General features: G+C 47.1%; 10 protein-coding genes, 14 tRNA genes and 2 rRNA genes. 1 reads left to right on the top strand and 25 read right to left on the bottom strand.

The annotated features are described in order from the left end of the window. Positions 1–11: 11 nt before the first annotated feature. The 3 genes from glgA to OKS35_RS00120 are packed head-to-tail and all read right to left on the bottom strand — an operon-like array spanning position 12 to position 3,745. Positions 12–1,445 carry a glycogen synthase GlgA gene (glgA, locus tag OKS35_RS00130; protein WP_264092240.1) on the bottom strand — a complete coding sequence of 478 codons (1,434 nt, stop codon included), beginning with the start codon at positions 1,443–1,445 and terminating at the stop codon, positions 12–14. A 10-nt stretch (positions 1,446–1,455) separates the two neighbouring features. Further along, complete coding sequence (gene glgD, locus OKS35_RS00125) at positions 1,456–2,649, bottom strand: glucose-1-phosphate adenylyltransferase subunit GlgD (RefSeq protein ID WP_264092239.1); 1,194 nt, start codon at positions 2,647–2,649, stop codon at positions 1,456–1,458. Then, complete coding sequence (locus OKS35_RS00120; RefSeq protein ID WP_264092238.1) at positions 2,591–3,745, bottom strand: glucose-1-phosphate adenylyltransferase; 1,155 nt, start codon at positions 3,743–3,745, stop codon at positions 2,591–2,593. The genes glgD and OKS35_RS00120 overlap by 59 nt, the downstream gene beginning before the upstream one ends. A gap of 155 nt (positions 3,746–3,900) precedes the next feature. On the opposite strand from OKS35_RS00120, the gene OKS35_RS00115 reads away from it, so the two are divergent. Continuing rightward, positions 3,901–5,691, top strand: coding sequence for a transglycosylase domain-containing protein (locus tag OKS35_RS00115; protein WP_264092237.1), 1,791 nt, complete (start codon positions 3,901–3,903; stop codon positions 5,689–5,691). Between the two features lie 40 nt (positions 5,692–5,731). Here OKS35_RS00115 and OKS35_RS00110 read toward each other — a convergent pair whose 3' ends face one another. The 22 genes from OKS35_RS00110 to OKS35_RS00005 all read right to left on the bottom strand — a co-directional run. Beyond that, on the bottom strand, positions 5,732–6,607 hold the full coding sequence (locus OKS35_RS00110; RefSeq protein ID WP_264092236.1) for a hypothetical protein: 876 nt from the start codon (positions 6,605–6,607) through the stop codon (positions 5,732–5,734). Further along, positions 6,604–7,161 (bottom strand): DUF5366 family protein, encoded by a 558-nt coding sequence (locus tag OKS35_RS00105; RefSeq protein ID WP_015880910.1) that lies wholly within the window; start codon positions 7,159–7,161, stop codon positions 6,604–6,606. Before OKS35_RS00105 ends, OKS35_RS00110 begins: the two co-directional genes overlap by 4 nt. Positions 7,162–7,388: 227 nt before the next feature. After that, on the bottom strand, positions 7,389–7,862 hold the full coding sequence (gene trmL / locus OKS35_RS00100) for a tRNA (uridine(34)/cytosine(34)/5-carboxymethylaminomethyluridine(34)-2'-O)-methyltransferase TrmL (RefSeq protein ID WP_015880908.1): 474 nt from the start codon (positions 7,860–7,862) through the stop codon (positions 7,389–7,391). 12 nt (positions 7,863–7,874) lie between these two features. Then, positions 7,875–8,315 (bottom strand): methylated-DNA--[protein]-cysteine S-methyltransferase, encoded by a 441-nt coding sequence (locus tag OKS35_RS00095; protein WP_159563596.1) that lies wholly within the window; start codon positions 8,313–8,315, stop codon positions 7,875–7,877. Continuing rightward, the gene (gene queG, locus OKS35_RS00090; RefSeq protein ID WP_078146397.1) at positions 8,296–9,444 is read right to left on the bottom strand and encodes a tRNA epoxyqueuosine(34) reductase QueG; all 1,149 of its coding nucleotides are present in this window, start codon (positions 9,442–9,444) and stop codon (positions 8,296–8,298) included. The genes OKS35_RS00095 and queG overlap by 20 nt, the downstream gene beginning before the upstream one ends. 67 nt (positions 9,445–9,511) lie before the next feature. Beyond that, a tRNA-Gly gene (locus tag OKS35_RS00085) sits at positions 9,512–9,582 on the bottom strand. Positions 9,583–9,713: 131 nt separating this feature from the next. Beyond that, a complete protein-coding gene (locus tag OKS35_RS00080) occupies positions 9,714–10,772 on the bottom strand; it encodes a DUF2332 domain-containing protein (protein WP_264092233.1) in 1,059 nt (352 codons plus the stop codon). 105 nt (positions 10,773–10,877) lie between these two features. After that, positions 10,878–10,958 (bottom strand) — tRNA-Leu (locus OKS35_RS00075). Between the two features lie 9 nt (positions 10,959–10,967). Then, a tRNA-Cys gene (locus tag OKS35_RS00070) sits at positions 10,968–11,041 on the bottom strand. 9 nt (positions 11,042–11,050) lie between these two features. Further along, positions 11,051–11,125: transfer RNA gene (locus OKS35_RS00065), tRNA-Gly, on the bottom strand. Between the two features lie 4 nt (positions 11,126–11,129). Further along, a tRNA-Gln gene (locus tag OKS35_RS00060) sits at positions 11,130–11,204 on the bottom strand. Positions 11,205–11,211: 7 nt separating this feature from the next. Continuing rightward, positions 11,212–11,287: transfer RNA gene (locus tag OKS35_RS00055), tRNA-His, on the bottom strand. A gap of 17 nt (positions 11,288–11,304) precedes the next feature. After that, positions 11,305–11,375 (bottom strand) — tRNA-Trp (locus OKS35_RS00050). A 3-nt stretch (positions 11,376–11,378) separates the two neighbouring features. Continuing rightward, a tRNA-Tyr gene (locus OKS35_RS00045) sits at positions 11,379–11,462 on the bottom strand. A 5-nt stretch (positions 11,463–11,467) separates the two neighbouring features. Continuing rightward, positions 11,468–11,543, bottom strand: a tRNA-Phe gene (locus tag OKS35_RS00040). 31 nt (positions 11,544–11,574) lie between these two features. Then, positions 11,575–11,650 (bottom strand) — tRNA-Asp (locus OKS35_RS00035). Positions 11,651–11,658: 8 nt separating this feature from the next. Next, positions 11,659–11,732, bottom strand: a tRNA-Met gene (locus OKS35_RS00030). Positions 11,733–11,748: 16 nt separating this feature from the next. Further along, positions 11,749–11,823: transfer RNA gene (locus OKS35_RS00025), tRNA-Glu, on the bottom strand. 18 nt (positions 11,824–11,841) lie between these two features. Further along, a tRNA-Ser gene (locus tag OKS35_RS00020) sits at positions 11,842–11,932 on the bottom strand. A gap of 11 nt (positions 11,933–11,943) precedes the next feature. Then, positions 11,944–12,018, bottom strand: a tRNA-Asn gene (locus OKS35_RS00015). A gap of 8 nt (positions 12,019–12,026) precedes the next feature. Beyond that, positions 12,027–12,143 (bottom strand): 5S ribosomal RNA (rrf, locus tag OKS35_RS00010). 96 nt (positions 12,144–12,239) lie between these two features. Continuing rightward, positions 12,240–12,510 (bottom strand): 23S ribosomal RNA (locus tag OKS35_RS00005); the annotation flags it as partial.

The raw sequence follows: 12,510 nt of genomic DNA, 5'->3' as shown, positions 1-12,510 counted from the left end.
GCTCCTTCCACTCATGCGAATAAATGATATAACTCACGATATTGCTTGGCGGATTGTTTCCAGCTATAGTCCGCGGTCATCGCTTGATGGACGAGGGCATGCCAGTTTTCTTTTTCATAGAAGACACGAATCGCTTTTTCAATCGTCGCCAACATCTCATGAGCATTGTAGTTCATGAATCCAAAACCGGTCCCTTCTTGCGTGAACTCGTTGTACGGCTTCACGGTATCCCGGAGTCCACCTGTCTCACGTACGATCGGCAAGGTGCCATATCGCATGGAGATCAATTGACTGAGACCACAAGGCTCAAAACGTGACGGCATTAAAAAGGCATCCGATCCCGCGTAAATCAAGTGTGCGAGTTCGATGTCAAAACCGATATATGACCCGATTTTCCCCGGGTGAGCGGCTGTCATCTCGTGAACGATTCCTTCATATTCCGGTTGTCCCGAACCGAGGAACGCGAACTGGCAAGGGAGCCGTCCAAGTTCTTCACGGACACCGTTGATTAAATCGAGCCCCTTTTGGTCAACGAGTCGGCTGACAAAACCGATGAGCATGACATCGTCTCGCACTTCAAGACCAAGTCGCTCTTGTAATGCCCGCTTGTTGACAACTTTTCCTTCTTTGTAGGTGTCGAGATTATACGTCTCTGCAATCCGTTGGTCCGTATTCGGATCGTTTGTCGCCAAATCAATTCCGTTCAAAATACCACGTACGTCGACCGCGCGATGACGCAACGCCCCGTCTAACCCTTCACCGTAATAGGGTTCCATGATTTCGTCGCGATACGACGGGCTGACGGTCGTGATTTGATCGGAATGGACGATGCCGGCTTTCATGTAATTGACGAGACCGTTATGTTGAATTCCTTCAGCCGTGAAATGTTCAGGACCGAACTGTAGCAATTCTCCAAGAATCTCTTCTGGGAAAATCCCCTGGTATTGTAGGTTATGGATGGTATACACGGTGCGAATGCGTTGATACGCTTCAATATGTTGATAATGGATTCGTAAGAAGGCCGGTAAAATACCTGTCTGCCAGTCATGACAATGCAGGACATCAGGCACGTCTTCTATCTTCCCAATCATTTCGAGTACAGCGCGTGAGAAGAAGGCGAATCGCTCGGCATCATCAAAGTGCCCATATAAAACACCGTCACGTTTAAAGTAATACTCGTTGTCGATGAAGTAATACGTGATGCCACCCCGCTCTAACTTCAAGACTGCACCGAACTGTTTTCGCCACCCGACCGGAACAATCAGGTCGAATAAATACTCCATCTCGTCTACATACTCTTCAGCGATCGAGCCATATTTCGGCATGATAACGCTGACTTCTTCTCCTAGGTCCGCCACCGCTTGAGGGAGAGAACCGACAACGTCGGCTAGCCCCCCCGTTTTCATGAACGGTGCCGCTTCTGAAGCAACAAACCAAATTTTCATAAAATCCTCCTCACACCACTGTTCGTTTAGCGATGACAATCGGTTCGTCGATTGTACCTCGGATGACCTGCCCTCGTTTTACAACGACTTCTTTATCCAGAATGGCATTTTCGACGACAGCTCCTTCTTCAATGATCGACTTCGATGAAATGATCGAGTTTTTCACACGCGCGTGTTTACTGACTTCAACACCACGGAAGAGAATACTATTTTGCACCTCTCCATGAATCTTACATCCATTTGCCACAAGCGCCTCGTTTACTTTTGACCCTTTCAAATAACGAGTCGGTGGTTCATGTTTAATCTTCGTATAAATGTGTGGGAAGTCGTAGACGATACCTTCACCACGAAGTAATCGCATACTTTCATTATAGTAAGAAAGCACCGAGTGAATGACCTGCATTTTTCCCACATAATGATAACCATGAACATGAAGACGATGAAGTTGTGGACGAATGACACCGTCTAACAAATCATACTCCCCTCTAGATGTCGCTTCATCGACGAGACGCATGAAGAGGTTCTTCGACATAATAATTGTTTCTGTGTAGCTGTATTCATCATCTGGTGCAAAACCTCGCTCGGATACGCCGACGACGCGGTCATTCTCGCCAAGTCGAATCGGACGACAGTACCCACATTTCTGTTCATGTGTCGTGTAAGCGAGCGTGATATCCGCGCCCATCGATTTGTGATGTTCGAGCATGTCGTTGTAGTCAATCGTCGTCAATACGTTCGAACCTGTGATGACTACGTACGGTTGTTTGCTACGAATGAAATGCTCACGGTGTATTGAAAAATTGGCCAAATCACCGAGATACGCCCCTCCATCTGGTTTCAACGCCGGAGGAAAGATGTGTAGACCTCCTTGTGAACGGTCCAAATCCCATTCTTTACCCGAACCGAGATGGTCCATTAAAGAGCTATAATTATCTAATGTGAAAATCCCTACTTGATTGATGTTTTGTGTTATCATATTCGTCAAGGTGAAATCAATCAAACGATAGCGACCTGAGAATGGAACCGCTGCTAGATTACGATGTCCAGTAAATTCCGGAAACAATCCTTGTTCGGTACCTAAGTTAATGACCCCTAATAAATCATTCGTCAACAGTAACGCCTCCTTGCGTGTCTCTTTACTCGTATCAAACTCGTTGTTTGAAGACAGTTCCGCTTTCGATATTTTCATGTGGTTCAATAACAACGATTTCACCACCCGGCTCACCGACTGTCGCGCCGTCTTCAATGACTGCACAGCTGGCGACAATGGCTCTGTGAATTGTTACATCCTTTCCAATTCTAGCTCCCGGCATGATTACCGAGTCTTTAACGAGGGAGCCTTCTCCGACACGAACATCATAGAACAGTACCGAATGTTGCACTTCCCCTTCGATATGACATCCTTCGTTAACCACAGACTGCTCGACACAAGCGTCTTTTCCAATATACTGAGGAGTCTGATTCGGGTTGACCGAATAGATTTTCCAATCCGGATCATACAAATCGAATGGTGGTTCATCTTCCAAGAGGTCCATGTTCGCTTCCCAAAGCGATTGGATTGTTCCGACGTCTTTCCAGTATCCTTTGAATTTATAAGCGAAGACATCGAGCCCTTGTAAAAGGGTATTCGGAATGATATTTTTTCCGAAGTCAAAGCTAGATGTTTCGTCTTCAGCATCTTTGATCAAGTGTTCGCGCAAGACACTCCAATTGAAGATGTAGATCCCCATCGAGGCCAAGTTGCTCTTCGGTTCTTCCGGTTTCTCTTCAAACTCATTGATGCGAAGATCATCCGCTGTGTTCAAAATTCCGAAACGCGGCGCTTCATCCCACGGCACTTCCATGACAGAGATGGTCACATCGGCTTGTTTTTCTTTATGGGCTTCGAGCATTTTCTCGTAGTCCATTTTATAGATGTGGTCCCCCGAAAGAATCAACACATAATCTGGATCGTAATCATCGATGTAACTCAAGTTACGATAGATTGCATTGGCCGTCCCTTCGTACCAGTTTTTCCCCGACTGCGCTTGGTAAGGTGGGAGAATGGCTAACCCCCCATTGCGACGATCTAAATCCCACGCCGTCCCGATTCCTAAGTAACGATTTAATTCAAGTGGCTCGTATTGCGTTAATACCCCGACTGTTGTAATTCCCGAGTTCGTGCAGTTTGACAATGGGAAATCGATAATGCGGTACTTTCCGCCGAAATTCACGGCCGGTTTCGCCGTCTTTCGCGTGAGAGGCCCCAATCGTTTTCCTTCTCCTCCCGCAAGGAGCATCGCAACCATTTCTTGCTTCATAAATAATAAGCCTCCTCAAAATCGTAATATACAACCTCTTTTACCCTTTTTCGCCCTTTCCTAAAGTATTCCTTCTCGAATTATTATATGATAACGTTTACATTTTTATTTTTTTGTAAATTGGACGATATAATGTATAGAGAGAGGTGAAATAGATGAGAGCTTGGATTGGAACCTTATTTTTTGCTGGACTTTTGGCCGCTTCCTTGTCACTTGCCACTGCATTGAAAGAAGAGATTGACCAGGCAGATGAAATTCTATCCTGGGGACAAGAGCTGGTATCGGCACAACCACTCTCGTCAATGCATGCCGTCACACTCGCATACAACGGTGGAGAACAGCAAATCTACTTGGCGGGCCGCAGAAATGACGTGTCTCCGAAAGCGTTGCCCGAACATATCCAAGATGCGATTACGACCATCGAAGACCGTAAGTTCAATGCCCATCCCGGTTATGATTTGAGCGGGATTGCCCGAGCATTTATCAATAACGCGAACGAGACATCTGTCCAAGGTGGGAGTACAATCACGCAACAGTTGGCACGGAACGTGTATCTCACACATGAACGGACTTATGAACGAAAAGTGAAAGAGTTATTGCTTGCTCGAGCACTAGAAAAAAATTATAGCAAGAAAGAAATTTTAACAGCTTATAGCAATGTTATTTTTTTTGGACATAATGTATATGGGATTCAATCGGCAGCCGATACATACTTTTCACGACCGCTCGACGATCTGAATTGGAATCAACTCGCTTACTTGTTGACAGTACCGAATAATCCGTCACTTTATGATCCCCTCAATCCATCTGACGCTTTTTTTGAGCGTAAGGACCGAATCTTGACGCAACTGTTTGAAGCGGGTGTTCTCTCGAAGAGTGCTTACGATCAGTATCATGGCGTCAAGCTCCAAGCATCGTTTCGCAGTCAAACGATTCAATACCCGGACTATATGGATACAGCCGTCCGTGAAGCGATTCAATTGGTACGGACACGTTACGACTTAGATGATGCCGAGGCGAGAGAATATTTGTCCACGCATGAAGCGACGGTCGAGACTTACTTATCAACCGGGAAGCAGAAACAAGCAAAACAGGTGATGAGTCAACTCCCTCCCGGTGTGAACGGTGGCTATACGGAACTGACACCTCAAGGGAGAATCGTGGCCATGGTCGACTCTGAGATGACGCAGGTCGGTGAGTTCAACCGGGCGACCCAGGCATACCGCCAACCAGGTTCCGCCATCAAACCGATCCTCGTTTTCGCCCCATTTATCGAAGAGACGGGAGCGACACTTGATACGGTACTAGACGGCCGTCCGACTTGTTACGGTTCTTATTGTCCCGGAAATAGTCACAACCGTGTGTTAGGCGATGTCCTATTGAAAGATGCGGTCGCTTTCTCGTATAACACACCTGCGCTCGCCGCCTTCTCAGCAATCGATCAGGAACACGCATACAAGACGGCAGACATGATGTTCAGTCAATGGGATGAACAAGACGAAAACTTAGCGAGTGCGCTTGGTGGTCTCACACAAGGCGTCTCCCCAAAAGAACTGGCCGCCGCTTATACCCCGTTCTTAAATAAAGGTGAGTATACATCCGGACATACAATCAAACAAATCACATTCAAGTCCGGTGAACCAACGTTGACCCCGATCTTAACGGAAGAGACAGTCTGGTCCCCGGAAACCATCAGCGAAATGAAGAAGGCGTTATCGACCGTCACCTCATACGGCACAGGTCGCTATGCGAATCAGCTGAAACGTGAGTTTGAGTATCTCGGAGGAAAGACCGGAACAACGAACGACAATAAAGATATGTGGTATGTCGGACTGACCGATCGCACCATCACCGCCATCTGGCTAGGTGCCGATACGCCCCGCCCATTCCCGGAACTCGCCAACCGTGCGTATCCGGCGATTGTCTGGACACAGGCACACCAATAAAAGGAGTCAGTCACTGAAAAGTGGACTGACTCCTTTTGCTTTATAATCGACGTTCGATTTGAAGTCGATATGCTCCCCAATGCTCCATTAACTCGTCGTGATTGATTAGTTTCCATGGATTGAAACGGACTTGACCATGTTTATTGAAATAGAGTCCTTGTCGCACACAGTAACTCGCATGGACCAGTTGCCCTTGGTCGCTCCAAAACGTTAGGACGTCATTCGGCCTTAGGGCATCATCCTTCAAGGTTTCGTACCCACTTCGCTTTAATGTCTGAAGGAACGTCTCCGGATGAACCCATTGGTGAACGACCTGTTCGTTTCCTGTGACCGCAAACAACGTCGCCGCGAGACAGTTACTTCCATCCTGGATTGGAAACCGATTTGCATAATCCGCAAGATGCGAAGCAATCGAGTCATCACAGGGTTCCCCTTCCCAACGATCCCACTCCTTCGCATAGTCGAGCAGAAGAGAATGACGCATCTCGATGTCGAGCTCTTTCCAATTTTGCGGATGCAAAACGATGACACACGTGCCATCCTTCTCTATAATCATCTCATTCGATAGACGTTTCATCTGCTCCACTGATATCGGCAAAACAAGACCACGATGGGTCGTCACTTGAAATTCCAATAAACGTGTTTTGACGTGCTCCTGTAACTCCTTCAAAAAGCTAGAGAACACATGGATGACATAAGTCACGTCTTGACCCATCTGCCATGTCACATACGGATTCGTGATGTCGGGTCTGCGGTAAAGCGGATGATTGAAAAACTCCTGCCTCGGAATCACGAGACAGGAACTCGGTATATCCTCAAGAAACGAAGAATCAATCCAATACAAGGTTTCCTCCGGGACAAATGATAGACACCACGCTTCGATCACATCAGAGGTTGGTCCAAAAGAATGCTTCATAAGATGATATCTCCGACAGAGTTAAACAAGCGAAGGACCGACCAACCTAACCCGCTGATCAACGTCGCCCACATGACGGCCTGCATAAGTAATAAGCCGATGGCACGTGGGACGGACATCGATTGGCTTACTTGCCAGACATAGTAAAAGAGATACATCAAGAGCGTGCCAACGAGCACGGCGATAACGGCGAGCAATGTGTTCAAAAAGAGAAAGCTGATTCCGGACCCGATGAGAAAGATGATGGCACCAGGTTTGAGCCGATGAAGCGACGTGCCATTTGTCTCTCGCGCAAAAAAAGCGAAACCGAGTTGATTGAACGTATCGGCTACCAATTTGAATGCGCTAAACAACATAAAGAAAATCGTAAAGAATACGACGAGCACGAGCACTTTCGTCTCTTGCACGGATAACAGTTCGATAATTTCACTATATACGCCAATTTGATTCAGCCATTGGATTACGTACTCGGAGGTCGCAATGGCAAGTGACATCGAAAACAAAATAATTCCGATGAGTGGGGCATAGCTCAGTAAGTACACATTCGTTTTCATGTTCCTTCTCCAATTTCACAGTAATTTCTTATATTCAGTGCAATTCACCTACCAAGTATATTATACTATTTATAGTTATGGAGAATAAAAGGGGGATTTTTGGATGGGCCTATTATTGATGGTTGGAATCAGCGTCGTCTTCCTCGCAGCGATTTTGACAGCTGGATATAACCGTAAACCTGAGGGTAACGAATAAGAGCCGGGATTCTTACGAATCCGGCTCTTTTTTATTTCAATCCTGCATATCCCTGTTGGCGAAGCGCCTCATATACGATGATGGCTGCTGTATTCGATACGTTCAATGAACGAACGAGGTTCGATTGTGGCAAGCGGATGCAGCGATCCAAATTGTTCTCGATGACTTCCATCGGCAACCCTTTCGTCTCACGACCAAAGACGAAGAAGTAGTCACCGTCTACATCTGAAACGTCTAAATCACTCGGGTATTGTTCCCCGTACTTCGTAATATAAAAGAACTGACCATCCGGATGCTTCTCCCACAGCTCTTCTAACGAGTCATGATAGCGAACATCGACGAATTGCCAATAGTCGAGACCGGCACGCTTTAACATCTTATCATCCGTCGAGAATCCGAGCGGACGAATCAAATGAAGGACCGAATTCGTCGCCGCACACGTACGTGAGACGTTCCCTGTATTTGCTGGTATTTCTGGTTGAAACATTACGACATGAATCGCCATGGTTGATTTCCCTCACTTTTTCATTTCAAATTCAAGTAGGCGTTGTTTCTCAGACAACCCTCCCGCAAAACCGATAAGCTTTCCACTACTTCCAATGACACGATGACACGGAAACAGAATCGGCAATGGATTTCGATTGAGCGCCTGTCCGACGGCGCGAACGGCCTTTGGTCGACCGATTTGTTCGGCAATTTGTTTATATGTGCGTGTCTCGCCATATGGAATGGTCAAGAGCGCATCCCAAACCTCCTGTTGAAACGGTGTCCCGTTCATTTCGACATAGGCACGATCTGCTTCTTGAAATCCTGTCTTCTCGACTCGTGTCATGAGATCTCGCAACCACTCAGGTGCTTCCTCTGTCGGTTCATGTGTTGTGAACTCCAATTCGGTCAACTTACCTGATCCATTTATCTCGTACATTAGCGGTCCCCACTTAGACGACACGATCTTCATGTGCCCACTCCTCTCGATATATGCGAATCTCTTCATGAACCATATCAGACGTTTCATTCCGTTCAATCTCTTCAAATATCGAATCTGCATCAGGTCCAAGAATCGCACCGATTGCCCAAACAGCCGTCGCGCGCATATCTTCGCGTTCATCCTGTTTAATAAATTCCCTTAAGATTGGAATCGCTGAAGGTTCACGGTAGTGCGCGAGCGCTAAAATCGCATTTCGTTGAATCGGTTTCTTCCCGCGCCATGCGCCTGATAAATGTCCGAACTTTTGTTTGAACTCCCGATTGCTTAATGTCAGAAGAGGCTCTAAGAGCGGTTTGACAATCTCAGCTTCCGGTAACAATTCTTCATGGTGGCGCCAGTCCTTTTTGCGATTATATGGACAGACTTGCTGACACGTGTCACATCCATATAATCGACCACCAAGCTTCGACCGAAACTCTCGTGGCATCAACGTCTTCATCTGCGTGAGATAGGCGATACAGCGCTTCGCATCGAGGACACCTGGTTCAACAAGGGCCGTCGTCGGACAAGCTGTCATACATTTATCGCAATCCCCACATCCGTCTTCAATTGCTTCATCCGGTGGTAAGTATACATCTAAAATCATTTCGCCCAAATAAAGATAGGATCCTTTCTCAGGAGAGATGATGGAACAGTTTTTCCCACTAAATCCAATCCCCGCACGTTCTGCGACAGCACGGTCGACGAGCTCACCCGTATCGACCATCGAACGCGTTCGCACGTTTGGAACCAATTCTTCAATGTACGCTTGAAGTTTGGCCAATCGATCGCCGACCGCCCGATGGTAATCGAGTCCCCACGAAGCACGAGCAAACAACCCTCGTCTCTCGCCAGCGACACTACGGGGCGCATCTTTTAATTTACTTGGATAGGCGATGGCAATCGCAATGATTGACTGTGCCTCTTCAAGCAGGAGTTCAGGATTTGTGCGTTTCTCTAAATCCGGTTCTTCGAATCCAGAGGCATATCCTTTCTCCTGTTGTCGAATGAGTCGTTGTTTCATGACGATGAACGGATCAGCTGTCGTCACTTTCAACTCATCAATCCCGATGGTTTCGGCATACGCTAAGATTTGTTGTTTTAATGTGTACGGGTCCATTCCGTTCACCTCCTCTATATATTTTCGCATACAAAAAATCTCTCCGCCACTCGGCAGAGAGATATGAAGCGGGTGAAGAGAATCGAACTCTCGTCATCAGCTTGGAAGGCTGAGGTTTTACCATTAAACTACACCCGCATGAAATATTGTTGTCATTCAAGCGACTATAGTTAATATACACCTATACTATTAATCTGTCAACAAGTATTCGTAAGTTTTTCTAAAATCAATGAAATCAATATGTTAATATATCTTAATCATTCAAAAGATCATGGATGAAACAAAGAATCGAGTGGCGTCAGGATTTGAAATTGACGGCCGTGCCCCTCTGTTTCTGCAAACGTCAACGCTGTAAGTTGACCGTCCTGATACAAATCTACATGAAGGAAACGATCTTGGATATTGTTATAGATATGGAAGACGTCTCGTGCTTGTCCAATTCGCTCGACTTGCCTCAAAAGTTCTTCTTTGACGGGACGTGACATCTGATTTGCAACGTGTGTATGGAAGATACATAACGTCTCTGTCTCCGGCACACGCGATACGAGATCTTGTAGCATCGTCACACCATCCCCTTCAATGAGCGTCACCATATTAAAATTGACTTCATTCATGGCAGCCTGAAGCAGTTGCCGTCGTGTCTCATGCTCTGGCCAGATTAACGCATTCAACCATGACCGCTCTGCTTGGTCTGTCAAGTCCACAATGTTCAAATCGACACCAATACGCGTTCCGATGTCTAATAGCGTCTTAGCCTCGAGATGGAATGATTCGTTCGATTTGACGGTCGCTGAGATGTTTACTGATGAGATGCTTATCGGGTTGAATGGGACGCCATTATACTCATAAGCGTACTGGTCAACAAATAGTTGAAGCCCTGCACTCGTTCCGATTTCGAGCAGTCCGAGTGATCGCTTCTTCTGTTGTTGAATCTTCAAAAATATCGGATACAAGTAGGCGCATCGTTGAACCTCGTTCGTTTGCACACGACGGGTCTTCAATCGATGACGGATCTCACTTTCGTATGTATGGCAAAAAGCTAAAAAAGAGGGAAATACATCTTCAACTTGTTTTGGATATTTTGTCACGCTAGGATAATAGGTGGCCAACTCATCAGCAGAGTGTTGAATTACCAGTTCATGAACAGCTGCAAACAATAGATTTGGAACAGGTTGTCCCTTTGGTATGTCTTCACACAAAGATAAGAGCCATTCATGCTGGGCCACTTCTCGAGCCAGCACTTCGTATAAGCGACTAGAACCCACACATTCGTTGTCAGCAAATCGGATGAACCGATTCGATTGTTCTGTATATTGAATATCATCCACCTCGTTTCTTCTTGTTAAAACATTCGAGCTGAATGAATGTCCTTCCTTCTCAAAAAAGGATAGAGAACAGAAAAAAGACCCTAACCTCAGTTAGAGTCATACGGATACCGGTGGTCGGAGTCGAACCGACACTCCAGAGGAACACGATTTTGAGTCGTGCGCGTCTACCAATTCCGCCACACCGGCATATTATGTTGGAGGCGCCAGTCGGAATCGAACCGACGATAGAGGAGTTGCAGTCCTCTGCCTTACCACTTGGCTATGGCGCCAAAAGTCATTGGAGCGGAAGACGGGATTCGAACCCGCGACCCCGACCTTGGCAAGGTCGTATTCTACCACTGAACTACTTCCGCAAAATGGCTGGGCTGGAAGGGATCGAACCTACGCATGTCGGAATCAAAATCCGATGCCTTACCACTTGGCTACAGCCCAATAATAATGGGGCGACTGAAGGGAATTGAACCCTCGAATGCCGGAATCACAATCCGGTGCGTTAACCACTTCGCCACAATCGCCATGATGAAATTAAAAACAGGGGCAGCAGGAATCGAACCCGCGCTGACGGTTTTGGAGACCGTAGTTCTACCGCTAAACTATGCCCCTAAGTGGTGGGGGGGGGCGGATTCGAACCGCCGAACCCGAGGGAGCGGATTTACAGTCCGCCGCGTTTAGCCACTTCGCTACCCCCCCACATATGGTGGCTTTGGACGGAATCGAACCGCCGACACAAGGATTTTCAGTCCTTTGCTCTACCAACTGAGCTACAAAGCCATATGTAGTATGATTGATTTTAAAATAAAAATGGCGGTCTCGACGGGATTCGAACCCGCGATCTTCTGCGTGACAGGCAGACATGTTAACCCCTACACCACGAGACCGGACTTAATTGCGGGGGCCGGATTTGAACCGACGACCTTCGGGTTATGAGCCCGACGAGCTACCAGACTGCTCCACCCCGCGACGATATAAAATTAAATGGTGACCCGTACGGGATTCGAACCCGTGTTACCGCCGTGAAAGGGCGGTGTCTTAACCGCTTGACCAACGGGCCGTTACATATTTGAAAAACTGGCGGAGAGCAAGGGATTCGAACCCTTGAGACGGTTTTGCCGCCTACACGAATTCCAATCGTGCTCCTTCGGCCACTCGGACAGCTCTCCAAAAGAGAAAGTGGCTCCGCAAGTAGGATTTGAACCTACGACCTACCGGTTAACAGCCGGTTGCTCTACCACTGAGCTATTGCGGAACGATCTTGCCTGGCAACGTCCTATCCTCACAGGGGGAGATCCCCCAACTACTTTCGGCGCTGAGACGCTTAACTTCCGTGTTCGGCATGGGAACGGGTGTGGCCGTCTCGCTATCGCCACCAGACAAGTATTATATTAACATTATTTATCGATAATGTCAACATATTTTAGAGAGATTGTTCTCTCAAAACTGAGGATTCATCAACACAAACCATTAGACTAGATCAAAGCCTCGACCGATTAGTATCATTCAGCTCCACGTGTCGCCACGCTTCCACCCATGACCTATCTACCTCATCGTCTCTGAGGGGTCTTTCTTGATTGCTCAAAGGGAAATCTCATCTCGGAGGGGGCTTCATGCTTAGATGCTTTCAGCACTTATCCCGTCCGCACGTAGCTACCCAGCGGTGCTCCTGGCGGAACAACTGGTACACCAGCGGTGCGTCCATCCCGGTCCTCTCGTACTAAGGACAGCTCTCCTCAAATTTCCT

The organism is Exiguobacterium sp. N5, from assembly GCF_025842465.1.
Classification (GTDB): domain Bacteria; phylum Bacillota; class Bacilli; order Exiguobacteriales; family Exiguobacteriaceae; genus Exiguobacterium; species Exiguobacterium profundum.
This window is presented reverse-complemented; position numbering and strand designations above follow the sequence as displayed.